This is a genomic window from Microbacterium sp. STN6 (assembly GCF_026410545.1).
In the GTDB taxonomy this organism is placed as follows: domain Bacteria; phylum Actinomycetota; class Actinomycetes; order Actinomycetales; family Microbacteriaceae; genus Root112D2.
Genome location: NZ_JAPMIT010000003.1, coordinates 335,767 through 361,345 on the forward strand (window position 1 = coordinate 335,767; position 25,579 = coordinate 361,345).

At 65.0% G+C, this 25,579-nt stretch carries 24 protein-coding genes and 2 tRNA genes; 9 read left to right on the forward strand and 17 right to left on the reverse strand.

What is annotated here, in order from left to right:
* Window positions 1–24: 24 nt before the first annotated feature.
* The gene (locus OSC27_RS10730; protein ID WP_267181451.1) at window positions 25–570 is read left to right on the forward strand and encodes a hypothetical protein; all 546 of its coding nucleotides are present in this window, start codon (window positions 25–27) and stop codon (window positions 568–570) included.
* Between the two features lie 88 nt (window positions 571–658).
* Here the strand turns inward: OSC27_RS10730 and OSC27_RS10735 are convergent.
* The 10 genes from OSC27_RS10735 to dnaA all read right to left on the reverse strand — a co-directional run bounded on the left by OSC27_RS10735 (window position 659) and on the right by dnaA (window position 11,984).
* A tRNA-Ala gene (locus tag OSC27_RS10735) sits at window positions 659–734 on the reverse strand.
* 92 nt (window positions 735–826) lie between these two features.
* Window positions 827–900, reverse strand: a tRNA-Ile gene (locus OSC27_RS10740).
* A 46-nt stretch (window positions 901–946) separates the two neighbouring features.
* A complete protein-coding gene (locus OSC27_RS10745; protein ID WP_267181452.1) occupies window positions 947–1,360 on the reverse strand; it encodes a DUF3566 domain-containing protein in 414 nt (137 codons plus the stop codon).
* A complete protein-coding gene (gene gyrA / locus OSC27_RS10750) occupies window positions 1,350–3,899 on the reverse strand; it encodes a DNA gyrase subunit A (protein WP_267181732.1) in 2,550 nt (849 codons plus the stop codon). The genes OSC27_RS10745 and gyrA overlap by 11 nt, the downstream gene beginning before the upstream one ends.
* A 165-nt stretch (window positions 3,900–4,064) precedes the next feature.
* Complete coding sequence (gene gyrB, locus OSC27_RS10755; RefSeq protein ID WP_267181453.1) at window positions 4,065–6,107, reverse strand: DNA topoisomerase (ATP-hydrolyzing) subunit B; 2,043 nt, start codon at window positions 6,105–6,107, stop codon at window positions 4,065–4,067.
* A 123-nt stretch (window positions 6,108–6,230) separates the two neighbouring features.
* Window positions 6,231–6,743 carry a DUF721 domain-containing protein gene (locus tag OSC27_RS10760; protein ID WP_267181454.1) on the reverse strand — a complete coding sequence of 171 codons (513 nt, stop codon included), beginning with the start codon at window positions 6,741–6,743 and terminating at the stop codon, window positions 6,231–6,233.
* The gene (gene recF / locus OSC27_RS10765; RefSeq protein WP_267181455.1) at window positions 6,736–7,974 is read right to left on the reverse strand and encodes a DNA replication/repair protein RecF; all 1,239 of its coding nucleotides are present in this window, start codon (window positions 7,972–7,974) and stop codon (window positions 6,736–6,738) included. The genes OSC27_RS10760 and recF overlap by 8 nt, the downstream gene beginning before the upstream one ends.
* A 20-nt stretch (window positions 7,975–7,994) precedes the next feature.
* Window positions 7,995–9,047, reverse strand: coding sequence for a phosphogluconate dehydrogenase (NAD(+)-dependent, decarboxylating) (gene gnd / locus OSC27_RS10770; RefSeq protein ID WP_267181733.1), 1,053 nt, complete (start codon window positions 9,045–9,047; stop codon window positions 7,995–7,997).
* Window positions 8,941–10,086: a DNA polymerase III subunit beta gene (gene dnaN / locus OSC27_RS10775; RefSeq protein WP_267181456.1), complete on the reverse strand. Its 1,146-nt coding sequence runs from the start codon at window positions 10,084–10,086 to the stop codon at window positions 8,941–8,943. Before dnaN ends, gnd begins: the two co-directional genes overlap by 107 nt.
* Before the next feature lie 476 nt (window positions 10,087–10,562).
* Window positions 10,563–11,984 carry a chromosomal replication initiator protein DnaA gene (gene dnaA, locus OSC27_RS10780; RefSeq protein WP_267181457.1) on the reverse strand — a complete coding sequence of 474 codons (1,422 nt, stop codon included), beginning with the start codon at window positions 11,982–11,984 and terminating at the stop codon, window positions 10,563–10,565.
* A gap of 344 nt (window positions 11,985–12,328) precedes the next feature.
* On the opposite strand from dnaA, the gene rpmH reads away from it, so the two are divergent.
* The 8 genes from rpmH to OSC27_RS10820 all read left to right on the forward strand — a co-directional run bounded on the left by rpmH (window position 12,329) and on the right by OSC27_RS10820 (window position 17,285).
* Complete coding sequence (gene rpmH, locus OSC27_RS10785) at window positions 12,329–12,466, forward strand: 50S ribosomal protein L34 (RefSeq protein WP_022895130.1); 138 nt, start codon at window positions 12,329–12,331, stop codon at window positions 12,464–12,466.
* Between the two features lie 12 nt (window positions 12,467–12,478).
* Complete coding sequence (gene rnpA, locus OSC27_RS10790) at window positions 12,479–12,832, forward strand: ribonuclease P protein component (protein ID WP_267181458.1); 354 nt, start codon at window positions 12,479–12,481, stop codon at window positions 12,830–12,832.
* Window positions 12,829–13,140: a membrane protein insertion efficiency factor YidD gene (gene yidD, locus OSC27_RS10795; RefSeq protein WP_267181459.1), complete on the forward strand. Its 312-nt coding sequence runs from the start codon at window positions 12,829–12,831 to the stop codon at window positions 13,138–13,140. Before rnpA ends, yidD begins: the two co-directional genes overlap by 4 nt.
* A gap of 9 nt (window positions 13,141–13,149) precedes the next feature.
* The gene (yidC, locus tag OSC27_RS10800) at window positions 13,150–14,112 is read left to right on the forward strand and encodes a membrane protein insertase YidC (RefSeq protein ID WP_267181460.1); all 963 of its coding nucleotides are present in this window, start codon (window positions 13,150–13,152) and stop codon (window positions 14,110–14,112) included.
* A gap of 10 nt (window positions 14,113–14,122) precedes the next feature.
* Complete coding sequence (locus OSC27_RS10805; protein ID WP_267181461.1) at window positions 14,123–14,695, forward strand: protein jag; 573 nt, start codon at window positions 14,123–14,125, stop codon at window positions 14,693–14,695.
* Window positions 14,696–14,709: 14 nt separating this feature from the next.
* Window positions 14,710–15,339, forward strand: coding sequence for a 16S rRNA (guanine(527)-N(7))-methyltransferase RsmG (gene rsmG / locus OSC27_RS10810; protein WP_267181462.1), 630 nt, complete (start codon window positions 14,710–14,712; stop codon window positions 15,337–15,339).
* 87 nt (window positions 15,340–15,426) lie between these two features.
* A complete protein-coding gene (locus tag OSC27_RS10815) occupies window positions 15,427–16,353 on the forward strand; it encodes a ParA family protein (RefSeq protein WP_416348845.1) in 927 nt (308 codons plus the stop codon).
* On the forward strand, window positions 16,353–17,285 hold the full coding sequence (locus tag OSC27_RS10820) for a ParB/RepB/Spo0J family partition protein (RefSeq protein WP_267181463.1): 933 nt from the start codon (window positions 16,353–16,355) through the stop codon (window positions 17,283–17,285). Before OSC27_RS10815 ends, OSC27_RS10820 begins: the two co-directional genes overlap by 1 nt.
* 206 nt (window positions 17,286–17,491) lie before the next feature.
* Here the strand turns inward: OSC27_RS10820 and OSC27_RS10825 are convergent, their stop codons facing one another.
* The 7 genes from OSC27_RS10825 to OSC27_RS10855 form a co-directional block, all read right to left on the reverse strand.
* The gene (locus OSC27_RS10825; protein ID WP_267181464.1) at window positions 17,492–18,451 is read right to left on the reverse strand and encodes a D-alanine--D-alanine ligase family protein; all 960 of its coding nucleotides are present in this window, start codon (window positions 18,449–18,451) and stop codon (window positions 17,492–17,494) included.
* 13 nt (window positions 18,452–18,464) lie between these two features.
* On the reverse strand, window positions 18,465–19,790 hold the full coding sequence (locus tag OSC27_RS10830; RefSeq protein WP_416348856.1) for a PLP-dependent aminotransferase family protein: 1,326 nt from the start codon (window positions 19,788–19,790) through the stop codon (window positions 18,465–18,467).
* A gap of 111 nt (window positions 19,791–19,901) precedes the next feature.
* Window positions 19,902–20,078, reverse strand: coding sequence for a hypothetical protein (locus OSC27_RS10835; RefSeq protein ID WP_267181466.1), 177 nt, complete (start codon window positions 20,076–20,078; stop codon window positions 19,902–19,904).
* 167 nt (window positions 20,079–20,245) lie between these two features.
* Window positions 20,246–20,572 (reverse strand): thioredoxin, encoded by a 327-nt coding sequence (trxA, locus tag OSC27_RS10840; RefSeq protein WP_267181467.1) that lies wholly within the window; start codon window positions 20,570–20,572, stop codon window positions 20,246–20,248.
* A gap of 51 nt (window positions 20,573–20,623) precedes the next feature.
* Entirely contained in the window at window positions 20,624–21,592 is a 969-nt protein-coding gene (gene trxB, locus OSC27_RS10845) for a thioredoxin-disulfide reductase (protein ID WP_267181468.1), read from the reverse strand.
* Window positions 21,593–21,682: 90 nt separating this feature from the next.
* Entirely contained in the window at window positions 21,683–23,293 is a 1,611-nt protein-coding gene (murJ, locus tag OSC27_RS10850; protein ID WP_267181469.1) for a murein biosynthesis integral membrane protein MurJ, read from the reverse strand.
* Entirely contained in the window at window positions 23,286–25,556 is a 2,271-nt protein-coding gene (locus tag OSC27_RS10855; RefSeq protein WP_267181470.1) for a DUF6049 family protein, read from the reverse strand. Before OSC27_RS10855 ends, murJ begins: the two co-directional genes overlap by 8 nt.
* Window positions 25,557–25,579: the final 23 nt, after the last annotated feature.

Here is a 25,579-nt window from a genome sequence, read left to right on the forward strand (position 1 = left end):
CCATACGACGCAATGGAGGTTCGGATGAGTCTGACACGCAAGCGCAAGAGGGAACTCAAGCGACTGCGCGCGAGCGCCGAAGAGCTGTGGGGCCAGCAGCAGGCAGTCATGGATCGCGCGAACACCGTTGCGCGCGAGGCACGGCAGCAGCTCGGGCACCTCACGCGAGAAGAGGTGAGCCCCCGGCTGCGTGAGGGGTACGACAACTACGTTCGCCCGCGCGTCTCGGATGCTCGTGACCTCGCTCAGCGCGCCGGTCACACAATAGAGCGCTCGGTGATCCCGGCCGTGGGCACCGCGCTGGGAACCGCGCTGTCGGTCGCCGACATCGCGAAGGACACCCGGGTGAAGGCCGCGGTCGACCGCATGGGCAAGGCCAAGAAGAAGGTCACCAAGTCGGGCCCGGGCGCCGGCACGTTCATTGCGCTCGGCGTGGCCGCGGTTGCCGCGATCGGGCTCGCTTACGCGGTGTGGCAGACCTTCCGTGCCGACGACGAGCTCTGGGTGGCCGATGACGAGGAGCCGATCGCTGCGGCGGCCGATCCGAGCACCCCTGGCAACCTCGAGTAGCGCTAATCGCGGGCGCAACCCCGTACACGAAGAAGGCGGCACCCGCGCGGGTGCCGCCTTCTTCGTCATCCGCTTCGTTCACGTGATCTGGTGGAGCCACGGGGAATCGAACCCCGGACCTCCTGCTTGCAAAGCAGGCGCTCTACCAATTGAGCTATGGCCCCCTGCGTATCGATCCTAGCGAAGGCGACAGCGTGAATGGCGCCGGAGCGAGCGAGCGCCGGCCGAGGACCGGCGCCGCCAGGAATCAATTCCGTGGGGATACGAGGACTTGAACCTCGGACCTCTTCGTTATCAGCGAAGCGCTCTAACCGCCTGAGCTATATCCCCGATTGGGCAGATAGAAGACTACCTGACCCGTGCCCTACTTGCGAATTCAGTTGTTCGTGAAACCAACGAGCAGACCGCCCGTGATCTTCACGCTGAGGTTGTACAGCAGGGCGAAGACGGCGCCGAGCACGGTTGCCACGACGATGTCGAGAATCGCGACGATGATCGAGAATCCCATGACCTGGCCCAGGCTGAGAATCGACTTCAAATCGCTGCCCGATGTGCCCGAGATGTCCTTGAAGACGCTGTTGAGCTTGTCGAAGATGTCGAACTGGTTGAGCATGGTCCAGACCAGGAACATGCCGACGATGGCGATGATCGCCAGGCACAGCCCCACAAGAAATGCCAGCTTCACGCTCGACCAGAAGTCGATGTAGACCAGCTTCAGCCGTACCTGCTTCGAGTTCGGCTTTCGGGTCGTCGACTTTCGGGCCAGCTTCTCGGCGACGCTATTGCTCATCTGTGGTCTCTTCCTTCGGCAGCTCGCCCTCCGGCTGCTCCTGCTCGTCCAATTCGATGGCCAGGGGTCGTTCACTGTTCTTGGCCAGTGCGATGATCCGATCGTTGTCGGCGAACCGCGCGAAGACCACCCCCATGGTGTCCCTGCCCTTGGCAGGAACCTCGGCCACGGCAGAGCGTACCACCTTGCCACTGGCAAGAACCGCAAGAACCTCGTCCTCTGCGTCAACGATCAGCGAGCCGATCAGGTCGCCTCGATCCTCGCTCAGCTTGGCCACCTTGATACCCAGGCCGCCACGCCCCTGAAGCCGGTACTGCTCCACCGAGGTGCGCTTGGCGTAGCCGCCCTCGGTCACGACGAACACGTACCCGTCATCACTGACGACGGATGCCGCGAGCAGGCTGTCGTCTCCACGGAAGTGCATCCCGATCACGCCAGACGTCGAGCGCCCCATCGGCCTCAGGGCGGAGTCGGACGCGGTGAAGCGAATCGACATGCCCTTGTGCGACACGAGCAGCACATCCGAATCCTCGTTCACGAGAAGGGCTGCGACGAGCTCGTCCTCCTCGCGCAGCTTGATGGCGATGATGCCCCCGGAGCGGTTGGTGTCGTACTCCTCGAGCGCGGTCTTTTTCACCAGCCCGTCTCGCGTGGCGAGCACAAGGTAGGTCGCGGCCTGATAGTCGCGAATGTCGAGGATCTCGGCGATCTCCTCGTCGGGCTGCATGGCGAGCAGGTTGGCGACGTGCTGGCCCTTCGCGTCGCGGCCGGCCTCCTGCACCTCGTACGCCTTGGCACGGTAGACACGGCCCTTGTTCGTGAAGAAGAGCAGCCAGTGATGGGTCGTGGTGACGAAGAAGTGCTCCACCACGTCATCCGCTCGCAGCTGCGCACCGCGCACGCCCTTGCCGCCGCGGTGCTGGGATCGGTAGTTGTCACTGCGCGTGCGCTTGATGTAGCCACCGCGGGTGACCGTGATGACCATCTCCTCTTCGGGAATCAGGTCTTCCATCGACATGTCGCCGTCGAAGCCGAACATGATCTCGGTGCGGCGGTCGTCACCGAACTTGTCGACGATCTCCGTGAGTTCATCGCTGACAATCGTGCGCTGGCGAACCGGGTCGGCGAGGATCGCCTGGTATTCGGCGATCTCGAGCTCGAGCTCGGCGAGCCGGTCGATGATCTTCTGTCGCTCGAGCGCAGCGAGGCGTCGCAGCTGCATGGTGAGGATGGCGTCGGCCTGCAACTGGTCGATGTTGAGCAGCGCGATGAGACCCTCACGAGCCTCGTCCACCGTGGGGGAACGTCGGATGAGCGCAATGACGTCGTCGAGAGCGTCGAGCGCCTTCACGTAGCCACGCTGAATGTGAGCCTCGGCCTCGGCCTTCTTCAGCCTGAACTGCGTGCGCCGAACGATCACCTCGATCTGGTGGTCGACCCACGCGGTGATGAAGCCGTCGAGCGGAAGCGTGCGGGGCACGCCATCGACGATGGCCAGCATGTTCGCGCCGAAGTTCTCCTGCAGCTGCGTGTGCTTGTAGAGGTTGTTCAGCACCACCTTGGCGACCGCGTCGCGCTTGAGCACGATGACGAGCCGCTGGCCGGTACGGCCCGACGTCTCGTCGCGGATGTCGGCGATTCCGGAGATGCGGCCATCCTTGACCATCTCGGCGATCTTGATGGCGAGGTTGTCCGGGTTCACCTGGTACGGGAGCTCGGTGACGACCAGGCACGTGCGGCCCTGGATCTCCTCCACGCTGACGACCGCGCGCATCGTGATCGAGCCGCGGCCGGTGGTGTACGCGTCGTGAATGCCCTTGACGCCGAGAATCTGGGCGCCGGTCGGGAAGTCGGGGCCCTTGATGCGCTGCATGAGCGCGGCGAGAAGCTCCTCACGGGTGGCATCCGGGTTCGCGAGGTGCCAGAGCGCACCCTCGGAGACCTCACGCAGGTTGTGCGGCGGAATGTTGGTGGCCATGCCGACCGCAATGCCGACTGACCCGTTGACGAGCAGGTTCGGGAACCGGCTCGGCAGAACGAACGGCTCCTGTGTGCGGCCGTCATAGTTGTCGATGAAATCGACGGTGTCCTCGTCGATGTCCCGCACCATCTCGAGTGCCAGCGGGGCCATCTTCGTCTCGGTGTATCGCGGGGCGGCCGCACCGTCGTTGCCGGGCGAGCCGAAGTTGCCCTGCCCGAGCGCGAGCGGGTAGCGCAGGCTCCACGGCTGAACGAGACGCACGAGCGCGTCATAGATCGCCGAATCACCGTGCGGGTGGAACTGCCCCATCACGTCGCCCACGACGCGCGCGCACTTCGAGAACGCCTTGTCTGGCCGGTAACCGCCATCGAACATGGCGTAGATCACGCGCCGGTGCACCGGCTTGAGGCCGTCACGCACCTCGGGCAGCGCGCGACCGACGATGACGCTCATCGCGTAGTCGAGGTACGACCGCTGCATCTCGAGCTGCAGGTCGACCTGGTCGATCCGGCCGTGCACTCCGTACCTCGAGGTGCCGCCCTCTTCCGCGGCTTCCATGTGCTCGTCGGCGTTGTTCGTGTCGTCTGCCATCAGTTCTTCTCTTCGTTGGTACCAGCGGGTTGAGGAGGCCCAAAGGGCCATCTCGAAACCCAGATGTTCAGTTGGAGGTCATCACGGATGTCGGGCTTCGAGACGCGCGTCGCGCTCCTCAGCCCGCGTCACCTAGATGTCGAGGAAGCGCACGTCTTTCGCGTTCTTCTGGATGAAGCTGCGACGCGACTCCACGTCTTCACCCATGAGCGTGGCGAAGATCTCGTCGGCAGCCGCGGCGTCGTCGAGCGTGACCTGAAGCAGCGTGCGCGTCTCGGGGCTCATGGTCGTCTCCCAGAGCTCCTTGTAGTCCATCTCGCCAAGGCCCTTGTAGCGCTGAATTCCGTTATCTTTCGGGATGCGCTTGCCCGCCGCCTGCCCGGCCACGAGCAGCGCGTCGCGTTCCGCGTCCGAGTACACGTACTCATGTGGCGAGTTGCTCCACTTCAACCGGAACAGCGGCGGCTGCGCCAGGTAGACGTAACCGAGTTCGATGAGCGGGCGCATGTAACGGAAGAGCAGCGTCAACAGCAGCGTGGTGATGTGCTGGCCGTCGACGTCGGCATCGGCCATGAGCACGATCTTGTGGTACCGGGCCTTCGCGGGGTCGAAGTCCTCGCCGATCCCCGCGCCGAACGCCGTGATCATCGCCTGAACCTCATTGTTGTTCAGCGCACGGTCAAGACGCGCCTTCTCGACGTTCAGGATCTTTCCGCGCAGCGGCAGGATCGCCTGCGTCTCGGGGTTTCGGCCCTGCACGGCCGAGCCGCCGGCCGAGTCACCCTCGACGATGAAGATCTCGGAGACCGTCGGATCTTTCGACTGGCAGTCCTTGAGCTTGCCGGGCATTCCGCCCGACTCGAGCAGGCCCTTGCGTCTGGCGGTCTCGCGGGCCTTGCGGGCCGCGAGCCTGGCGCTTGCTGCCGAGAGCGACTTGCGAATGATCTCCTTGGTCTGGTTCGGGTTTCGTGCGAACCAGTCGCCCAACTGGTCGAAGACGATCTTCTGCACGAAGGCCTTTGCCTCGGTGTTTCCGAGCTTGGTCTTCGTCTGGCCCTCGAACTGCGGTTCCGCCAGCTTCACCGAGATGACCGCTGTCAGCCCCTCACGCACGTCGTCACCGGAGAGGTTCTCGTCTTTCTCCTTGAGGATGCCGCGCTCACGCGCCGTGCGATTGACCAGCGTCGTCAGCGCCGCGCGGAACCCCTCCTCGTGCGTGCCGCCCTCGTGCGTGTTGATCGTGTTCGCGTAGGTGTACACGCTCTCCGAGTACGCGGTGGTCCACTGCATGGCCACCTCGAGCGCTATCTTGCGGTCGGTGTCCTCGGACTCGAACGAGATGATCTCGTCGTGCACGACCTCGGACTTCTTGAGGTTGTTGAGGTAGTGAACGTAGTCGACGAGGCCGTGCTCGTAGAAGAACTCCTCGACCCGCGAGTCCTCACCCTCCTCGGGCGCGCGAAGGTCGCGCAGCATGATGCGCAGCCCCTTGTTCAGAAACGCCATCTGCTGGAACCGGGTGCGCAGCGTCTCGTAGTCGAAGTCTGTCGTCTCGAAGATGTCGGCGTTGGGCCAGAAGGTGATGATTGTGCCGGTCTCGTCGGTCGCTTCGCCGCGCTCGAGAGGCCGATTCGGTACCCCGTTGGCGAAGTCCATGCTCCACGAATACCCGTTCCGGCGCACCTCGACCTCGAAGCGCGTCGAGAGGGCGTTGACCACCGAGCTGCCGACGCCGTGCAGACCACCGGATACCGCATAGCCGCCGCCACCGAACTTGCCGCCGGCGTGCAGCTTCGTGAGAACGACCTCGACGGTCGAGATCTTCTCGACGGGGTGCGGATCGACCGGAATCCCGCGGCCGTTGTCGATGACGCGAATACTGCCGTCGGTATTGATCGTCACCTTGATGGTGTCGCAGAAGCCCGCAAGAGCCTCGTCGACCGAGTTATCCACAATCTCATAGACAAGGTGGTGCAGGCCACGCGGCCCGGTCGAGCCGATGTACATTCCGGGCCGCTTGCGCACCGCTTCGAGACCCTCGAGAACCTGAATATCGCTCGCACCATAGCTGTGCTCGACGTGTGCGCGTTCGGCCGGAGCAGCGCTCGGAGTCTGGGTGTTCTCGACGGCCGTTTCGGCGTCTTCGGGAAGAGCGTTGCTTGGTTCCGCTGTCATATGAAATTAGGCTCCTGACCGCACAATTCGTGACCTTCCCAGTCTACCAAGCAATCGGTTGGGGAACGGCCACAAACGGCCCTCTGAGCCGCTTTCTGTGGATGGTTGACCGAATTTGTCTTCTCAACCGTAGGTATCGCGTGGACCACGCCCTGGAACCGCTCTGGGTCCTCTTTTCCACGAAGGGGCGTCTGGCCCGCGAAAACGAATGGACTCGATGCCCGCCTCGGGAAACCGCAGCGCGATGTGCTTCATCAGCTCGCCGCGCATGATCCGCAGCTGCGTTGCCCACGCGGTCGAGGCGCAGCTCACCGTCAGAACCCCGTTGTCGATGCCGACCGGCTCGGAATGCGCCGCCGTCTCCATTCCCACGAGGTCTGGCCAGGATGCGATGACCTCCGACCGGGCGAGCGGCGAGTTCCAGCCGAGCTCACTCGTCAGGTCGTCGACCACGTCACCGAGACCGCGCGGGTCGCGGCCGACGCCGTACGGTACCGATTCGTTCGGCTCCACTCGCCGCCGGCGCCGCCCCGCCGCCCGGCTCGTCGTTCCGCCGAACAGGGCCTTGAAGCGCAGGTACACCGCGGCGGACTCGGTGGCCGGGTCGCCGCCGGCGGGATCGCGGTGCTCAGACATCCGTTGCTCTCTTCTCACTACCGACACCAGCAGCAGCGTCAGGGTCACTCTCGTCGCCCACCGCGCCACCTGCTTCGATCACGCGGCGGGCTTCGATCACGCGGCCGGCCTCGATGTGCACGGTGTGCGCCCGCAGTTGCTCTGGCACGTCGTCGAAGACCGCCGCGGTGATGAGAACCTGGCGGTAGCCCTGTACGGCCGACGCCAGCATGCGGCGCCTGTTCTGGTCGAGTTCGGCGAACACGTCGTCGAGAATGAGCACAGGGTCGCCCGAGCTTGAGTCCTCGCGCAGAAGCTCAGCGGATGCCAGTCGCAACCCGAGCGCGAACGACCAGGATTCGCCGTGGCTGGCGTAGCCCTTCGCGGGCAGGCCGTTGAGTTCGAAGAGGAGGTCGTCGCGATGCGGGCCGGCGAGGGTCACGCCTCGCTCCAGCTCTTTGGCCCGCAGCCCGGGCAGCGCGGTGCGGAAGGTTTCGGCGGTATCGCCTCGCTGAAGGTCGAATGCCCCCTCGGTAGTGTCGAGATCCGAGTCGTCGCCGATGCTCGAGAGCATGCCGATGCGCGGCCCGTGCTCGCCGCCGGCGACCGAACGATACGCCGAACTCAGCGGTTCACTCAGGCGCCTCGCAAGCTCGAGACGCGCGTCGATGATCTCAGAACCGAGGGCCACGAGGCGGTCGTCCCAGATGTCGAGGGTGCTGAGATTCTGCGCCTTGACACCGGATGCGCGTGCCGACTTCAGAAGCGTGTTGCGTTGCCGCAGCACACGGTCGTAGTCGGCGAGCACACCCGAGAGCCGCGGGTTTCTCTGCACGAGCAGCTCGTCGGCGAAGCGCCGGCGAACACCGGGCTCCCCGCGCACGAGGGCGAGGTCTTCCGGCGCGAAGAGCACGGTGCTCACGTACCGTGGCAGATCGCGAGGCTTGATCGCCGCCCTGTTCACCTGGGCCCTGTTCGGCGCAGACCGGTTGAGCTGCAGTTCCACGAGGAACTCGCGGCCGGCGTGTTCCGCAAGCGCGCGCACGACGGCGGCATCCTGCCCCTGGCGGATCATCGCCGCGTCACTCGAGACGCGATGCGATGCGAGCGTGCTCAGGTAGGCCAGTGACTCCACGAGGTTGGTCTTGCCCTGCCCATTGCGGCCGACGAACAGGTTGGGCCCGGGCTCGAGCGCGACCTCGGCCCGCTCATAGTTGCGGAAGTCTGCAAGAGAGAGGTGCACGATGCGCATCGCTCGTCTCCCAATCGCGGCTAGTCGACCGCCTTGACCGCGTGGCCGCCGAACTGGTTGCGCAGGGCTGCGACGGCCTTCATCGCCGGCGAATCCTCCTGGCGGGAGACGAACCGCGCGAAGATCGACGCGCTGATGGTCGGAACGGGTACCGCATTGTCGAGCGCCTCCTCGATGGTCCAGCGGCCCTCACCGGAGTCCTGCACGTAGCCCTCGATGTGCTCGAATTCCGGATCCTGCTCGAGCGCACGCACCAGAAGCTCGAGCAGCCAGGAGCGAACAACCGTGCCGCGCTGCCACGCCTTGAACGTTCCCGTGACGTCCTTGATGATGTCGGTGCGCGTGTCGAGCAGTTCGTAACCCTCGGCGTAGGCCTGCATGAGGGCGTACTCGATGCCGTTGTGCACCATCTTGGCGTAGTGGCCCGCGCCCACCTCGCCCACGTGCACGAAGCCCTCGTCGCGAGGGCCGTCGGGGCGCAGCGCGTCGAACACGGGCATCACACGCTCGACCTGCTCGGCGCTGCCGCCGACCATGAGGCCGTAGCCGTTCTCGAGCCCCCAGATTCCGCCGGAGACGCCGGCGTCGACGTAATCGATGCCCTTCGGAGCCAGCAGTTCGGCGTGCTTGAAGTCCTCCGTGAAGCGAGAGTTGCCGCCGTCGATCACGAGGTCGCCCTTCTCGAGCAGGCCCTCGAGCTCCGTGATCACAGAATCGGTGATCGCTCCGGCAGGCACCATGACCCACACGGTGCGGGGGGAAGGGAGCGCGGCGACGAGCGCAGCGAGGTCCGCGACATCCGACACATCGCGGTTGGTGTCGTAGCCGGTGACCTCGATTCCCTTGTTCTCCAGGCGGGCACGCATGTTCTTGCCCATTCTGCCGAGACCCACGAGACCGATGTGCATGACTGAAACCTTCTTCGTGTCGTTGTGCTGAGTGCTAACCGCGGCGCTGAACGAATCGTCAGCGCAGCAACAGGTTGGGCTGCAGCAGGTACTTGTAGCTGTCGCTGCCAGCCTGCTCCCTCGACGTCTGGCTTGTAATGAGCACCGGGCCCGGCTTGTTCGGATTGTCGGTCTTGGTGAACGAGATCCGCACGAACTCGGAGTGCACGGCACCCAGCCCGTCGAGGAGGAACTGCGGCTTGAGCGAGACGACCATGTCCTGCCCGGTGAGCAACGCGTCAATGCTCTCGGATGCCTGCGCCTGTTCGCTGCCGATGGCCTCGAGAGTCAGGCCATCCGCACTGAAACTGAAGCGCAGCGCAGCCTCACGCTCAAGCACGAGCGAGACGCGACGCACGGCCTCGATCAATTCGCCGGTGTTGATGACGGCGTAGTTGTCGACGGTGTCGGGGAACAACCGGCGCACGGGCGGGAAATTGCCCTTGATGAGCAGCGACGTGATGGTCTTCTTGTCGGCCGTGAAGGCAATGAGCTCGCGGTCGTCCTTGCTCGTGATGGCGACCGAGATGTTGCCGCCGTGGCCGAGCGTCTTGCCGATCTCCTGCAGGGTGCGCGCGGGAACCAGGGCGGTTGCCTCGGTGATGCCGCCATCCGAACCGTCCCAGTCAATCTCCCGTACGGCCACCCGGTAACGGTCGGTGGCGACCAGGCCGATGCGGTTGTCGCCGATCTCGAGCTGAACGCCCGTGATCACGGGGGTGACGTCGTCGCGTGAGGCCGCGACGCCGACCTGCGAGACAGCGGCCGAGAAGTCTTCGGCCGGCACGAGACCGGAGCGTTCACTGATCTCGGGAATGCTCGGATATTCCTCGACCGGCATGGAAAGCAGGGTGAAGCTGGCGGAGCCGCACTTGACCAGAATGTGCGACTCCTCGGTGGAGAACTGCACCGGTGCATTCGGCAGCTTGCTGGCGATCTCGGCAAGAAGACGGCCCGAGACGAGGATGCGGCCCGGCTCCTCGATGTCAGCGGTGATCTCGGTTCTGGCCGAGACCTCGTAGTCGAATGACGAGAGGGTGAGACCGGTGTCGTTGGTCTCGATGAGCACACCGCTCAGGATCGGCAGGGTGGTTCGCTGCGGAAGAAGCTTGACAGCGAACGAAACAGCCTCGCTGAAGACGTCCCGATTGGCCTGAAACTTCACGTGCTTCACCCCTGTCGATGGGCGGACATAGATCCTGACCATGTTAGCGCCTGCCCTCTGGCCACCCGTGGCCCGAGTTCCGCACCCGCCGCGCACTCGTTCGGCGCGACCGCCGACCTGCTCAAGGTTGTCGACCCTTAAACAATGAAGAAAGAATTAATGGTGTTAACCAGTGTGGAAACTGTGGATAACTCCCCAACTTCCGGTCGGCGGCTGGAAACTACACGCGTGTGAGTTGTGGGGCGGGTGTGATTTCCGCGTATCTACTGGGGTTGTGACGGATGCTGGTGAGGTTCCCTCACTCACAGAGCCACCGCATCCGCCCACATCTGCGGCGGAGTTATGCGTTAACTATCCACAAGTTATCCACAATGTGTAATTCGGCGGAGCGGAAGATAGCGAAGGTGAACCGCCCAGCGCAAGCGGCGAGTCGGATTCGCTCACACGCGCGGTTCATTTCCGCGCGAGGCAGGCCGTCAGCGGTGGTTCTGCTTGATGCGGTTGGTGAGCTCGGTGACCTGGTTGTAGATCGAGCGGCGCTCCTTCATGAGCTCGCTGATCTTCTTGTTCGCGTACATCACGGTGGTGTGATCCCGATTTCCGAAGAGCTGCCCGATCTTCGGCAGGGAGAGATTGGTCAGCTCTCGGCAGAGATACATGGCGATCTGCCGCGCGGTCGCGACGGCCTGGGATCTCGACGAGCCGTAGAGGTCATCGACTGTCAGCTTGAAGTAGTCGGCCGTGTTGGTGATGATGTCGACGGGCGCGATGACATTGTCGTCATCGAGGGTGATGAGGTCTTTCAGTACCGTCTGCACGAGGCTCATGTCGACCGGCGTGCGATTGAGGCTCGCGAACGCCGTGACGCGGATCAGTGTTCCCTCGAGCTCCCGGATGTTGGACGACACCTTCGACGCCATGAACTCCAGGATGTCGTCGGGAACCTGCAGCCGATCGCTCTGCGCCTTCTTGCGCAGAATGGCGATGCGCGTCTCGAGGTCAGGTGCCTGCACGTCAGTGATCAGTCCCCATTCGAAGCGGGAGCGCATGCGATCCTCGAAGCCGGTCAGGTGCTTCGGCGGCAGATCGCTCGTGATTACGACCTGCTTATTGTGATCGTGCAGCGTGTTGAAGGTATGGAAGAACGCCTCCTGCGTCTCCGCCTTGCCCTGCAGGAACTGAATGTCGTCGATCAGCAGAATGTCGATGTTGCGGTACCGGGACTGGAAGAGCGATCCGCGGTTATTCGCGATCGAGTTGATGAAGTCGTTGGTGAACTCTTCGCTCGAGACATAGCGAACGCGGATGCCGGGGTACAGGCTCATCGCGTAATGGCCGATGGCGTGCAGCAGATGTGTCTTGCCCAGACCGGACTCGCCGTAGACGAAGAGCGGGTTGTACGCCTTTGCCGGCGCCTCGGCAACCGCGACGGCGGCGGCGTGGGCGAAACGATTGGACTGACCGATGACGAAGTTGTCGAAGCTGTACTTCGGATTCAGACGGGAGTCGTTGCCACGCGTCGGTGTCTGAATGTCGGTGACCACGGCCTGGGTGGGAACGACGGGGGCGACGGTTTCAATGTAGGGCTGCTCGCCGGCATCCGTCTGCGGTGCGCTTTGCGGCTGTTCGATGTCGGGATTGACGACGATGGCGAAGGTCGAGATGGCGTCGTCGTCGAGGCCGGCGATCGCGCCGAGAAGGGGCACGCGGCAGCGCTGCTCGATCATGCCTCGAGTGAACTCGTTCGGGACCTCGAGGTAGAAGGTGCCGGCCATGATGCCCTTCGGCTCGACCAGGCTGAGGAACCCGTATAGCTGGGGAGTGACTCGTTCGTCGTCGTCGAGCGCCGTGAGCAGCGTGTGCCACGCGTCGTTGATCGAGCTTTCGCCGTCCGTCATTCTTCCCCAACTATTCACAGAGTTATCCACCGCCGTGTGTCAATTACCGTAGCGATCTCCCGCACAGCGTGGCCAGAGCTGGGGATAACTTCTCATCACGCTAACCAATGCGGGGCAGTGCGATCAAATTGTATTTTTCGCCGAGTCGGGCGTGTCGCGCACATTGATTGTGGAGGATGCGTCGATAATATCCGTTTCGAGTGCGCCCGGTTTGACCTCAGCGCGCGTAACACGTAGCTTTAAGCGGTTGACTTCAGCCAGCTCTGGCTGCCCAAAATCTTCACGTCGCCCTCGTGCCATGCATCCGGTGCAGGCGTGCAAGGAAGCATTTTACGGAGATCCTCATGAGCAAGAGAACGTTCCAGCCGAACAACCGTCGCCGCGCCAAGGTGCACGGCTTCCGACTTCGCATGCGCACCCGCGCCGGCCGCGCCATTCTTTCCGCGCGCCGTCGCAAGGGCCGCACCGAGCTCTCCGCCTAGTACCCGTCAACGGTGCTCGCGAAGGCCAATCGCATCACCAGAGGCGACGACTACCGGGCGGTTGTGCGGCGCGGGCGGCGATCGGTGCGTACGGCCACCATCACCTATCGTCGCCGTGCGGCCGACGACAATAAGCAGTCGCCGTTCGTTCGTTTCGGCTTCATTGTGGGCAAGAGCGTCGGCAATGCGGTCACGAGGAACCGGGTACGACGTCGTCTGAAGGCGATCTGCCGCGAACTGATCCCCCACGTGGACCCCGGTATGGAGATCGTGATCAGGGCTTTGCCAGCATCTGCCGGTGCCACGTGGGCTACTCTGCAAGATGAGATTATCCGTGCCGTGACCAGAGAATTCCCCTCATCATGAAGACAGCCGTGAGCGCTGTGCTGCTTCTGCCGCGCAATGCCCTTGTACTGCTGCTGCGCGCATACCGCGCGGTGATCTCTCCTCTTTATGGTGACGTCTGCCGCTACTACCCGTCCTGTTCGGCGTACGGGCTCCAGGCTGTTCAGGAACACGGTGTCGTGATCGGATCAGCGCTCACCGCACGTCGCATCGCCCGGTGTCACCCATGGGCGGCGGGCGGGATCGATGACGTCCCACCGGCGCGGCGGAATCGCTATCACACGACTTCGTTCGGATTCGTCGTCGCCGGCGAACACAGAAAGGCCTGAGTCAAACACATGGACATCATCGGCACCGTACTCTGGCCCCTCAAGTGGGTCGTCGAGCTGATCCTGGTCGCGTTCCACTGGGTGTTCACGAACGTCATCAGCATGGATCCGGCCTCGGGGCTCAACTGGGTGCTCTCCATCGTGGGCCTGACGGTGGTGGTTCGTGCCGCACTGATCCCCATCTTCGTGCGACAGATCAAGAATCAGCGGCGGATGCTCGAGGTCGCTCCTCAGCTGAAGAAGATCCAGGCCAAGTACAAGGGTAAAAAGGACCAGTTCTCGCGCGAGGCAATGAGCCGCGAGACGATGGCGCTGTACAAGGAGACGGGGACCAACCCGCTCAGCTCCTGCCTTCCCCTGCTGATTCAGATGCCGATCTTCTTCAGCCTCTTCTCGGTACTGAACGACGCGCAGCATGGCAAGGGCGGCGTGGGCCCGCTGAGCGCTCACCTCGGCAACCTCTTCGCCCATGCGAAGCTGTTCGGTTCACCGCTGCACGAGAGCTTCTCGAACGCGATGAACGCGCATCCGCAGCAGGTCGGCGTCATGATCATCGCAGCGTGCATGGTCGTGCTGATGACGAGCTCGCAGTTCATCACTCAGCTGCAGATCGTGTCGAAGAACATGTCGGCCGAAACCAAGGCGAGCCCGCAGTTCAAGCAGCAGCGCATCCTGCTCTACCTGCTCCCCTTCGTGTTCCTGTTCTCTGGCTTCACGTTCCCGCTCGGCGTCATGTTCTACTGGCTCACGTCGAACATCTGGACCATGGCTCAGCAGTTCGTCGTCATCCGCAACATGCCGACGCCCGGTAGTGAAGCAGCCAAGGCGCGAGAGGCGCGGCTGGCCCGCAAGGGCAAGCTCACGACGTCACCCGAGGGCGACGTGATCGTGGTCGAGGAACCGAAGAGTACTCAGCGCGTGCAGCCGATGAGCAAGGCGCGAGCGAAGAAGCAGACCGGCGGGAACAAGTAAGGAACCGATGATGAGCGATACGCAGACAACGGATGCCGCCGAGTCGGCACATGAGGGCGTCGAAGAGCGGGATGAGGCTCAGCACTCCCCCGCCGGTGACGCGGCTGACGCCTCGGCGACCGACGGTCCGTCGTCAGACGAGGGTGATGTCGCCGCCGACTACATCGAGGAACTCCTCGACATCTGCGACATCGACGGTGACATCGACATCGACGTGCGGGCCGGGCGTACCTACATCTCGGTGCACTCGGACGAGAGCGTCGACCTGCGGCTGCTGTCGAAGCCAGACACGGTGAACGCGCTCCAGGAGCTTGCACGCCTCGCCGTGCAGAGCAGCTCGGGAGAGTTCTCACGCCTTATCCTCGACATCGGTGGATCGCGCGAGGCGCGTCAGAGCGAGCTTGCAGCGATTGTGGATCGCGCCATCGCTCGCATCGATGAGGGTGCCGCGCAGGCGGCGCTTCCCGCCATGTCGTCGTACGAGCGCAAGCTGGTGCACGACCTGGTCGCGGAGCGCGGGTACGCATCGAACTCCGAGGGTGAAGGCCGGGATCGACACACGGTCATCACGGCAACGGCGTAGTTTCACGTGAAACATTGCCTGTGATCTACGAGCAGGAACCGGGCGCGGCAGCCAGGCTTTTCGGCGATCGAATCGAACTTGCACGGCAGTTCACAGCCGCTCTGGCGGAGCAGGGAGAAACGCGCGGGCTGATCGGCCCGCTCGAGCTGCCTCGTCTCTGGAGCAGACACGTTCTGAACTGCGCAATCGTGGCCCCGCTCGTTCGTGAGGGTGTGGTGGGAGACATCGGCAGCGGTGCCGGACTGCCCGGGCTCGTGCTCGCCATCGCGCGCCCGGACGTGCGTTTCGTCATGATCGAGCCGATGGAACGCCGAACGGCATGGCTGAACGAGCAGGTCTCCGCACTCGGGCTGACGAACGCCGAGGTCATGCGCTCGCGGGCGGAGGATGCGACGCCAGTGCGTCCGTTCGACCAAGTGACGGCACGGGCGGTCAGCGCATTTCGCACGCTGGTCCCCCTTACTGCTCCCCTGGTGCGCTCCGGTGGAGAACTGGTTCTCATGAAGGGCGTGAATGCGGCGGCTGAAGTCACAGCCGCGGAGAAGGCGATCAGGAAGTACCGTCTGAATGATGTCGAGGTTCTGACCCTCGGTGAGGGAATCCTGGACGAAACGACCAGGGTCATTCGGGCTACAGTTGAGTGATCGCCGGGATCGATCCGGCAGCATCCGTAATTCTTCCTTGGCGCTTACGTGATCGTGGGCGCGCAGGGCTGAGCGACAAGGTTTCACGTGAAACATCCCGAGCAGCAGAGCGTGCGCAGCGACGACGACGTTACGACCTTCGACGGCTCCACTCCTCTGGCACGGGAACTCGCGGATATGGCGAAGCGACGCCAGGTGCTAGCCGCGACGACGCTCCCCCTGCCCGCCCGTACTCGCATTTTCACGATCTCCAATCAGAAGGGCGGCGTGGGCAAGACGACGACGGTCGTCAACCTCGCGGCGGCGCTGGCCAAGTCGGGTGCGCGGGTTCTCGTGATCGACCTCGATCCGCAGGGCAACGCGTCGACCGCTCTGAGTGTCGACCACCGCGAGGGAACCCCGAGCGTCTACGACGTGATCGTAGACGACCTCGAGATGGAGGACGTCGTTCAGAAGAGCCCCGAATTCGACGGGCTCTACTGCGTGCCGGCGACGATCGACCTCGCCGGCGCTGAGATCGAGCTCGTCTCGATGGTGGCGAGGGAACAGCGTCTCGCTCGTGCCCTATCCAGTTTCCTCGAGAACGTTCACGAGGGCATCGATTACGTGTTCATCGACTGCCCGCCGTCACTCGGGCTCTTGACGATCAACGCTTTCGTCGCCGCGACGGAGGTGCTGATTCCGATCCAGTGCGAGTACTACGCGCTCGAGGGTCTCAGTCAGCTGTTGAAGAACATCGAGATGATCGAGAAGCACCTGAACCCGAAGCTCAAGGTCAGCACGATCCTGCTCACGATGTTCGATTCGCGCACGAACCTGGCACACCAGGTAGCTCAGGATGTTCGGGAGCACTTCCCCGATGAGGTCCTCGCGGCGATGATCCCACGTTCGGTGCGCATTTCAGAGGCGCCAAGCTACGGGCAGAGCGTCGTGAGTTACGACACCAATTCCTCCGGCTCCCTCTCATATATGGAAGCCGCAGCAGAGATCGCACGAAGAGGAGTACCGCGCTGATGGCAGCGAAACGCACAGGCTTGGGCAGGGGCATCGGCGCTCTGATACCCGTCTCGGATCCATCAGCCCGGCCGGTCGACGTGTTCTTTCCGGAACGCGATGCACAATCGAACAACCTGGTGGCCGTGCCCGGGGCGCGTCTCGTCAACATCTCGCCCGCCGACATTGTGCCGAACGCACAGCAGCCCCGCACTGAGTTCGATCGTGAGGCGCTTGACGAGCTCATCGTCAGCATCCGCGAGGTCGGGGTGCTTCAGCCCATCGTCGTGCGGCCCGTCTCCGGGCAGAGCGGTACGTATGAGCTCATCATGGGCGAGCGCCGGCTTCGCGCAACGAAGGAACTCGGCCTCGCGAGTATTCCGGCCGTGGTCAAGGACACCGCGGACGAGAACATGCTGCGAGACGCGCTGCTCGAGAATCTGCACCGCTCACAGCTGAATCCGCTCGAAGAGGCGTCTGCGTACCAGCAGTTGCTCGCAGACTTCGGAATAACGCAGGATGAGCTGGCATCTCGCATCGGACGCTCGCGGCCCCAGATCACCAACACCTTGCGATTGCTGAAGCTGCCCGAGTCTGTGCAGACGCGGGTCGCCGCCGGTGTACTGAGCGCCGGTCACGCGCGCGCGATTCTGTCTGTCGGTGACTCCGAAGCGATGAACCGGCTCGCAGACAAGATCGTGAACGAGGATCTCTCGGTGCGGGCCGCCGAGGCCGCCGCCTCGGCGACGCCGAAGGTCAGCCGCCCGAAGCCGACAGCCGGTCGCAGGCAGGGACACCTCAACGAGATCGCGGAGCGCCTTGGGGACCGGCTGAACACGCGAGTGCGTGTCACGCTCGGCGCCCGCAAAGGCCAGGTCGTGATCGACTTTGCGACGATCCAGGACCTGAATCGCATTCTCGCCGAGCTCGGGGACACAGGCTACGAACCCTGAGGTGTCGCTGGCTCTTGAGCGCGCCGTTCGTCCCAAGCCGCGCAAGCCCAACGCGCTCCGCATGTTTCACGTGAAACCATGCCGCCGCGGTTGCGGATTTCGAGACGGCGCTGCGCGCCTCCTCAATCCACCGAAGAGACGGCGCTCAGCGCGTCCCTAATCCACGGATGAGACGGCGCTGCGCGCCTCCTCGAATTGACCGCCGGTCAGAGGGGGTTGCGCATCGCCTCGACGGCGAGGGCCGAGTAGACCTCGCCCAGCTCGAGACCGGCAGCCTCGATCGCCTGCGGCACGAGCGACGTCTCCGTGAGACCGGGAAGCACATTCGCCTCGAGGAACCACGAGGTCCCGCGCTCGTCGATGATGAGATCGACCCGGGAGATGTGACGGAGGCCCAGGGCGTTGTGCGCGGCGATGGCGATGCGCGCCGCGTCGTCCGCGACATCCGCTTCAAGGCGTGCCGGGGTGTAGAACCGCGTCTCCCCCGCGTTGTAGCGAGCCTCGAAGCTGTAGACGCCGGAGAGTGGCACGATCTCGACGGCGGGAAGTGCCTGCGGTCCGTCCCCCGTGTCGATGATGGTGATCGCTACCTCGGTTCCCGTGACCTTGCGCTCGATGAGAGCGACGTCGGAATAGGTATACGCGTCCACCATGGCGCGCGGCAGATCGTCGGGACCATCGACGATCGTGACGCCTTGGGCAGACCCGCCCTTCGCCGGCTTCACCACCAATGGCGTACCGAGCGCGTCGAGCACGGTGCGAAGAACGCTGGCCGCGCCGAGCTCACGAAATGATTCGGTCGACAGTGTGACCGACTCGGGTGTGTGGATGCCGGCCTCGGCCACGAGTGTCTTGGCGGTCGGCTTCGACCATGCGAGCCTGGCGTGCCGGGCGTCCGAGCCGACGAAGGGAACGCCGAGCAACGCGAGGAGCGCGCGGAGCGCGCCATCCTCTCCGCTGGCTCCATGCAGGGCTGGCCAGACCACGTCGGGGCGCGTCTCGGCAAGGAACTGCAGCACCGTGCTGTCCGGCTCGTGGAAGGACACGCGGTGCCCGAGCGCCGACAAGCCGTCGGCGACCCGTCGGCCGGAGCGCAGCGAGACATCGCGCTCGTGCGAAATCCCGCCCGCGAGAACTGCCACGGAAAGTTCAGAGAAACTCGACATGATCAGGTCTTTCTTAACGAAGATCGGAGGGGGGATTGGGGTATGTGCGGCCGGGACGCACCGGGTTGAGCGACCCGGTGCCGGCGAAGGTGTCGAGCAGATCGAGTTCCCCGTTGATCACCGTGGCGAGACGACGGATGCCGACGCGGATCTGCTCAGGGGTCGGATAGCAGAACGAGAGCCGGATGTTCTGGCGGCCGCCGCCATCGGCGTAGAACGCGGTGCCCGGCGTGTAGGCGACGAGTTCCTTGACCGCCCGAGGGAGCATCGCTTTCGAGTCGAGACGCTCGGGCAGCGTGAGCCACACGTAGAAGCCGCCGTTCGGGTTCGTCCATGAGAGTTCTGGCAGGTACTCCCCCAGGGCCGCGAGCATGGTCTCTTTGCGCTCCCGGTAGACGCCGCGGAACGTGTCGATCTGGCCCTGCCAGTCGGCGTCAGAGAGGTACTGCGAGATGACGAGTTGGCTGAACGAGCTGGGGCTCAGCACGGCGGCCTCATTCGCCAGGATCAGCTTTTCGCGGATGGCGTGTGGCGCGAGCGCCCAGCCCACACGGAATCCCGGGGCGAGCGTCTTCGAGAAGGTGCCGAGGTAGACGACACCCTCGCTTTCGACCGAGCGCATGGCATCCGGCGCACGATCCCCGAAGTACAGCAGTCCGTAGGGGTTGTCTTCGAGCACGAGAATGTCGTTCTGGCGCGCGATCTCGAGGATCTCGAGCCGGCGCTCCCAGCTCAGCGTTACGCCGGCGGGGTTGTGGAAGCTCGGCACGGTGTAAAGGAACTTGACCCGCCTGCCCTCGGCTTTCAGCCTGGCGATGTGCTCGCGCAGGGCCTGCGGGATAAGCCCGTGCTCATCCATGGGAACGTGGTCGACGTCGGCCTGGAACGAATTGAAGATCACCATGGCGGTGACGTAGCTGGGCCCCTCGGCGAGCACTATGTCACCGGGGTCGATGAAGAGCTTGCTGAAGAGCTCGAGCGCGTGCTGCGATCCCGTCGTCACCACGACGTCGTCGGCGCTGCCCGAAATACCCTCGAGCGCCATGACCTCGAGAATCTGCTCGCGCAGCGCGGGAACGCCCTGTCCCGAACCATACTGCAGGGCGACGGCGCCTCGCTCGCGCATCACGCGATCCATGGCGCCGACCACGAGATCGCGCGGCAGCGCCGAGACGTACGGCATGCCGCCTGCGAGCGAAACGACCTCGGGCCGCGAGGCCACGGCGAACAGGGCTCGAACCTCGCTCGCGGTCAGGCCGCTCGTGCGCGCCGCGTAGTGGTCATACCACGGGTCGAGATTGTTTCCCTGGTTCGCTGTGCCCTTGTCCGACATGGTCATCCTGTTCTGAAACGTGCTTTCCATGCTAGGGGATGCGCCGCAGCGCCCCGCACCCACCAGGGCGGGCGAGCGCCGCGCCGCCGCAGGGCGCAACGGCTCGCAGGGCGAGCGTCAGAGGGTGATACGGCCGCTGCGAAGCACGAAGAACATGACGATACCCACCACGGCGAGAACCGCGAACAGCAGGCCGAGCGCAACAGAGCCGCTGGTGAACTGCAGGACGGCGCAGAAGCCGAACAGGATCGCTGCGCCCGCGAACAGCACGAGGGGGATGTTCTTCAGAGTCACGCCTTCAAGGGTAGGCCGTGCCGCTGTGAGGACAGAGTTGTGGTGGGTTAGACGCAAACGGTGGTCGAGCAGAGTGCGACTGCTCGACCACCGGGGGGACTGGCGTTTCGGGGGCGGGGTTTCGAGACGCGCCTTTGGCGCTCCTCAACCCACGTTCCGGCTTCGGCCTAGGCGAGGTAGGCGGCGAGGTCCGCCTCGAGAGCGGGCTTCGGCTTCGCGCCGATGACGGTCTTGACGACCTCGCCCTTCTGGTACACCTTCATCGCGGGGATCGACGTGATCTGGTACTTCGCCGCGGTCTGCGGGTTCTCGTCGACGTTGAGCTTCACGATCTCGATCTTGTCGGTGTTCTCCGCCGCGATCTGGTCGAGGATCGGGCCGACTGCGCGACACGGGCCGCACCACTCAGCCCAGAAGTCGACCAGGATCGTCTTCTCGCTGTTCAGGACATCGCTCTCGAACGTGGCATCGGTCACGCTGCGTGCTGCTGACATTGTTGTTCTCTCCTTCTCGGATGGTTTCTGAGGTCGTGGCAACCGGGCGGATCAGGCGGTCGCGAGCTGGGGCGCGCCCACGCCGGCCGGCTGCTCGGCAGGCAGGCTGGCAAGGTACTGCTCGGCATCAAGGGCCGCCACAGTACCGGATGCTGCCGCGGTGACGGCCTGCCGGTAGTGCGGGTCGATCACGTCACCGGCAGCAAAAACCCCGGTCAGGCTGGTTTTCGACGACCGGCCCTGCACCGCGATGGTTCCCTCGGCCGTGAGGTCGAGCTTGCCGTGGACGAGGTGCGTGCGCGGGTCGTTGCCGATGGCGATGAAGAGACCATCGAGCGCCAGGTCGCGCTCCACGCCGGTCTGGGTGTCACGCAGCACGACGCCGTCGATGGCATCACCGCCCGTGATGCCAACCACCTGCGAGTTCCACACGAACTCGATCTTCTCGTTGGCGAACGCTCGCTCCTGCATGATCTTCGAGGCGCGCAGGCTGTCCTTGCGGTGAATCACGTAGACCTTCTCGGCGAACCGGGTGAGGAACGTGGCCTCCTCCATCGCCGAGTCGCCGCCGCCGACGACCGCGATCGTCTTCTGGCGGAAGAAGAAGCCGTCGCACGTGGCGCACCACGAGACGCCGTGGCCCGAGAGCCGTTCCTCGTCGCTCAGCCCGAGCTTGCGGTACGCCGACCCGGTGGCGAAGATGACGGTGCGTGCTTCATGCACGGCGCCGGAGCCCAGGGTGACCCTCTTCACGTCGCCGTCGAGCTCGAGGTTCGTGACGTCGTCGAGCACGATCTCGGCGCCGAACCGCTCGGCCTGCGCCTGCATCTGCATCATGAGCTCTGGCCCCTGAATGCCCTCGGGGAAGCCTGGGAAGTTCTCGACCTCGGTCGTCTTCATGAGCTCGCCGCCCGCTTCGACCGAGCTGGCGATCACGAGCGGTTCGAGGTTGGCGCGCGCAGCGTAGATGGCGGCGGTGTAGCCCGCCGGTCCCGATCCGATGATGATGATCTGCCGCACGAATACTCCCTGAAGTGCTCACGAGTCGAGGTGATTCGACCCGTACAACACATCCTAGGCGGCTGCTATTCCAGCGCCATGTCAGCCAGGTCAGCGACGACGGATGCGCGCCGCAAGCGGCGCGAGCACTCCGCGCAGTTCCGGAACGCGCAGCGCGATCAGCAGCGAGAAGTACACGGCGGCGACCACCGCCCCGGCGGCGATCATGGTGACGACCGCCTGTGGCTTGCCGCTCACACCGAACCCGCCGTCGTGCGTCGCCCCGAGCGCCGTGAGAACGAGCCAGCCGAGGAGCGCGGCGGGCACCGCAGCGACCGCGTAGCGGGTGAGGCTCGCCCCGATTCTGCGGCCGTCGAACGTGCCGATGCGCCGCCGAAGCAGGTACCAGGCGAGCGCCATCTGCACGGTGGTGGCGACGCTCTGCCCGAGCGCGACGCCGATGGCGATGTATGGGCTGGGAAGCATGGCGCATCCGATGAGAATCAGGGTGAAGACGATGCCCTCGGCCAGCGTGAAGTAAAACGGCGTCTTCGTGTCGCCGAGCGCGTAGAAGGCGCGCTGCACCACGAAGAGCAGCGTGAACGAGAGCAGTCCGACGACGTTGGCGATGATCACGAACCCCATCGACTGCGTCTGATAGAAGGTCTTCGTGAACAGCCGGGCGAACGGGAACGCGAGCACGATGAGCCCCGCGGTGGCGGCCATGATCAGCAGGGTCACGGCACGGATGGCGGCAGAGATATCGGCCTTGAGTTCCGACATGCGCCCTGACGCCCCGGCCGCGCTCATGCGCGTGAAGTACGCCGTCGCGATCGAGACCGTGACGATGGAGTGAGGGAGCATGAAAATGAGCCACGACCGCGAGAGCACGCTGACGGACGGGTCATCGGCATCCGCTAGTGAGGCGACGTTGCTCTGCACCACGCCCGTGAGCGTGGTGACCATGAGCATGCCGAAGGTCCAGCTGGCCATGCGGCCCACCTCGCGCAGGCCCACTCCGCGCCAGTGGAAATCCGGGCGGAAGCTGAGGCCGCTGCGCCGCCAGAACAGAATGAGCACGATTGCCTGCGTGGCGACGCCGAGGGTCGCGGTCGCGCCGATGGTGGTGATCATGCCGCCGGAGAAGTCGGCGACCGTGCGGGCGCCCTCGGGGTCGGAGCCGAAGAACAGCATGAAGAGAGCGAAGCCGATGATGGCGATGACGTTGTTGAACACGGGCGCCCAGGTGAAGGGGCCGAAGACGCTGCGCGCGTTCAGCACCTCGCCGAGCACCGTGTACATGCCGTAGAAGAAGATCTGGGGCAGGCACCAGAACGCGAAGACCGTGGCGAGATTCGTCTGCGCCTCGTTGAAGCCCGAGACCGTGACGCGCACGAGAACGGGTGCGAGCGCCGTCGCCACGAGCGTGGTCAGCCCGAGAATGACGATCGCGATCGTCAGCAGCTTGTTGATGTACGCGCGGCCGCCGTCGGCGTGCAGGCCGGCGCGCACGATCTGCGGCACGAGCACGGCATTCAGCACGCCGCCGGCGACGATCACGTAGATGGTGTTGGGCAGCTGGTTGGCCGCCGCGAAGCTGTTGGCGGCCGAGCCGTATGTGCCGATTGCGAGCGCGAGCACGAACATGTTGACGAACCCGAGCACGCGCGACACCATGGTGCCCGCGGCGAGCACTGCGCTCGCCCGACGCACCTCAGCCACCCGAGGCTCCGTCTTCCGGGGGTGTGCTTGCGTCGGCGGCGACCGCGTTCTCCGGCGCGGCAGCGCCGGCATCCGCTTCGCCGTCGCCGTGCGGCTCCGCTCGCTTCTCGGCCCTATGCCGCAGCAGGTTGCGCACGATTCCGAAGCCGAACAGGCCCACGACGATGATGGCGAGGGCGAGCGCGACGACGCCCTCCCACTCGGCGTGCACCTCGACCGGAATGCTGGCCTCGTCGCCGATGGCGACGCCGGTGGGGCTGTAGAGCTGCAGGTAGAGCTTGACCTTGCCGTTGCCAAGATTGGCCTTCACGGGCACCCTCATGGTCGCGCGCGAATCGGCCTGGACCGTCTGAGTAGCGTTGCCGTCGATCTCGAGCCGGGCATTCGACGGCCGAGTCTGCAGCACCAGGTTCACGCGCTGCGAGAATCCGTTCTCGACGGTCACAGGAATGGGCGCCTCCGTGCTGAAGACGTTCACGTTGCTCGCGGGCACGATCTTGACCGAGTCGAGAATGGCCGCGCTCGACTTCGTGTTGGCGGCGAGCGCCGAGGGCCAGTCGTTCTGAGCGTTGAACCACGACACTCCGAGCAGCGCGAGCAGGTTCGCCCGAGTGGGCCCGGTGAGGGTCGTGGGGTCGTCGAGCAGTGTGGCGAAGGCGTTCAGGTTCTTCTCGGTTGTCAACAGCTGACGGATGCCGGCGACGTGCTGCGCGGTCTCCGGGGCGTCCTTGATCGTGACGCCCGGTGTCGGGGCGGCGTCGAGGGCCGCGGGAAGCGAGACCGAGCTGACCCACGGTGCCGACGCGAGCGCGTCGAGTGTGAGGGAGAGGCGCAGAGAGTCGGCCGGCCAGCCGCGAGACAGGGTGGCGAGAATGGTTCGGGCCTCGGGTCCCTTCTCCTGGCCGACGAGTTCGAGCTCGGCACCCAGCTGCGACATGGCGCGGTTCCATGCGGTCGGCGAGGTGGCGCCGACCGCGGAGCGGAGGGCATTCGACACGGCGTCGTCTGCGGCGATGACCGTGTTGTCGCCCGCCGAGAACGCGGCGTTCGGGGTGGTCTTCACCTCGCCCATCGACGTGTTCGAGCCGGAGACGATCGTGGTCTTCAGGCCGTTCGCGGCAAAGACCGGCAGGTCGGCGGCACGCACCGTGCCATCGGCCGGCCAGACGATGCCGCTCATGGTGTACGGCCACGAGAGCAGCTCGTCGAGGGTGGGCAGCGCCGGCCCGCTCGTCGACGTGGGCGTCGGTGTGGGCGAAGCCGGCGCCTTGCTCGTGGCCTCGGGCGTCTCCCCGACGTGATCCGGTGGCGCCTGGAAGTCGGAGGGCTTCATCGCCCAGGCCAGGCTCGTGGGCTTCAGCAGCTCGGTCACTCCCGCCTGCACCTCGCCGGCCGCGTCTGCGTCGCCGTATTGCAGGGGGAAGACGTCGTTGGGCAGGTTGAGCAGCTTCTGCCGCCACTCGAGCGCCGATTCAGGAGCCGAACTGCCGAGCACCCGGATCGAGGCGAGGATCATGGGATCAAGCCCGATGGCGACATCCGGATGCCCGTCGAGCCCGTCGATCTGGCGTGAGAGCAGACCGTTCGCGGCCGTGTATGTGGCGAGGTCGGCCGCGCTGATGAGGCCTTTGGAGCCGGCGGGAACCGTGATCGGCATGGCAATGGCCAGATTGGTGCGCTTGCCGGCATCCGCTGGTTGCCAGAGCAGAGCGCCGTGACCTGAGGCGACCGCCTTGGTGCCGGCACTCAACGAGGCGCCGAGGGGCAGGATGGCGGCACGGTCGCGAGTCAGAGCGACCGCCGTCGACGGAACCGTGATGCGAACGGTCGTCGTGCTGCCCGGCTCGACCCGGCCGGCCGTCGCGGTGCCGAGCGAGCGCACACCGTCGGGTCGATCGGTGCCGTCCGACCAGTCCGAGAGCGCGTCTCGCGTGGTGAGGCTGCCGTCTGCCAGCCACACGCTGATCGACCCCGCGTCGACGGGCGCGGAGCCGCTGTTGCTGATCATCGCGCTGACGACCAGGTCGATGCCGGGCTTCAGCACGCCGCCGTTGTCGGCGGCGACCGAAAGCGTCACGGCGGCGGGCTTCGTGGCCGTCGCGTCGGATGCGCCCGCGGCCGCGTGCGCCGAGACCCCCGAAGCGGCCTGCGTCGCGCCGGTGGCGGCCCCCGCTGCCGCGGGAGCGGCGGCGACGACGACCGCGGCGACCGAGAGCGTGAGGGCCGCGGCGACACGGCCGAGACGACCCCAGTGGCCGATCATCGGGTCGTTGTGCCGCGCGCCTG

Coding starts and splice junctions, on each gene's coding strand:
- OSC27_RS10730 (WP_267181451.1), top strand. CDS start 25: ATGAGTCTGACACGCAAGCGCAAGAGGGAACTCAAGCGACTGCGCGCG.
- OSC27_RS10745 (WP_267181452.1), bottom strand. CDS start 1,360: ATGAGCAATAGCGTCGCCGAGAAGCTGGCCCGAAAGTCGACGACCCGA.
- gyrA (WP_267181732.1), bottom strand. CDS start 3,899: ATGGAAGCCGCGGAAGAGGGCGGCACCTCGAGGTACGGAGTGCACGGC.
- gyrB (WP_267181453.1), bottom strand. CDS start 6,107: ATGACAGCGGAACCAAGCAACGCTCTTCCCGAAGACGCCGAAACGGCC.
- OSC27_RS10760 (WP_267181454.1), bottom strand. CDS start 6,743: ATGTCTGAGCACCGCGATCCCGCCGGCGGCGACCCGGCCACCGAGTCC.
- recF (WP_267181455.1), bottom strand. CDS start 7,974: ATGCGCATCGTGCACCTCTCTCTTGCAGACTTCCGCAACTATGAGCGG.
- dnaA (WP_267181457.1), bottom strand. CDS start 11,984: ATGACGGACGGCGAAAGCTCGATCAACGACGCGTGGCACACGCTGCTC.
- rpmH (WP_022895130.1), top strand. CDS start 12,329: ATGAGCAAGAGAACGTTCCAGCCGAACAACCGTCGCCGCGCCAAGGTG.
- yidD (WP_267181459.1), top strand. CDS start 12,829: ATGAAGACAGCCGTGAGCGCTGTGCTGCTTCTGCCGCGCAATGCCCTT.
- yidC (WP_267181460.1), top strand. CDS start 13,150: ATGGACATCATCGGCACCGTACTCTGGCCCCTCAAGTGGGTCGTCGAG.
- OSC27_RS10805 (WP_267181461.1), top strand. CDS start 14,123: ATGAGCGATACGCAGACAACGGATGCCGCCGAGTCGGCACATGAGGGC.
- OSC27_RS10820 (WP_267181463.1), top strand. CDS start 16,353: ATGGCAGCGAAACGCACAGGCTTGGGCAGGGGCATCGGCGCTCTGATA.
- OSC27_RS10825 (WP_267181464.1), bottom strand. CDS start 18,451: ATGTCGAGTTTCTCTGAACTTTCCGTGGCAGTTCTCGCGGGCGGGATT.
- OSC27_RS10830 (WP_416348856.1), bottom strand. CDS start 19,790: ATGACCATGTCGGACAAGGGCACAGCGAACCAGGGAAACAATCTCGAC.
- trxA (WP_267181467.1), bottom strand. CDS start 20,572: ATGTCAGCAGCACGCAGCGTGACCGATGCCACGTTCGAGAGCGATGTC.
- OSC27_RS10855 (WP_267181470.1), bottom strand. CDS start 25,556: ATGATCGGCCACTGGGGTCGTCTCGGCCGTGTCGCCGCGGCCCTCACG.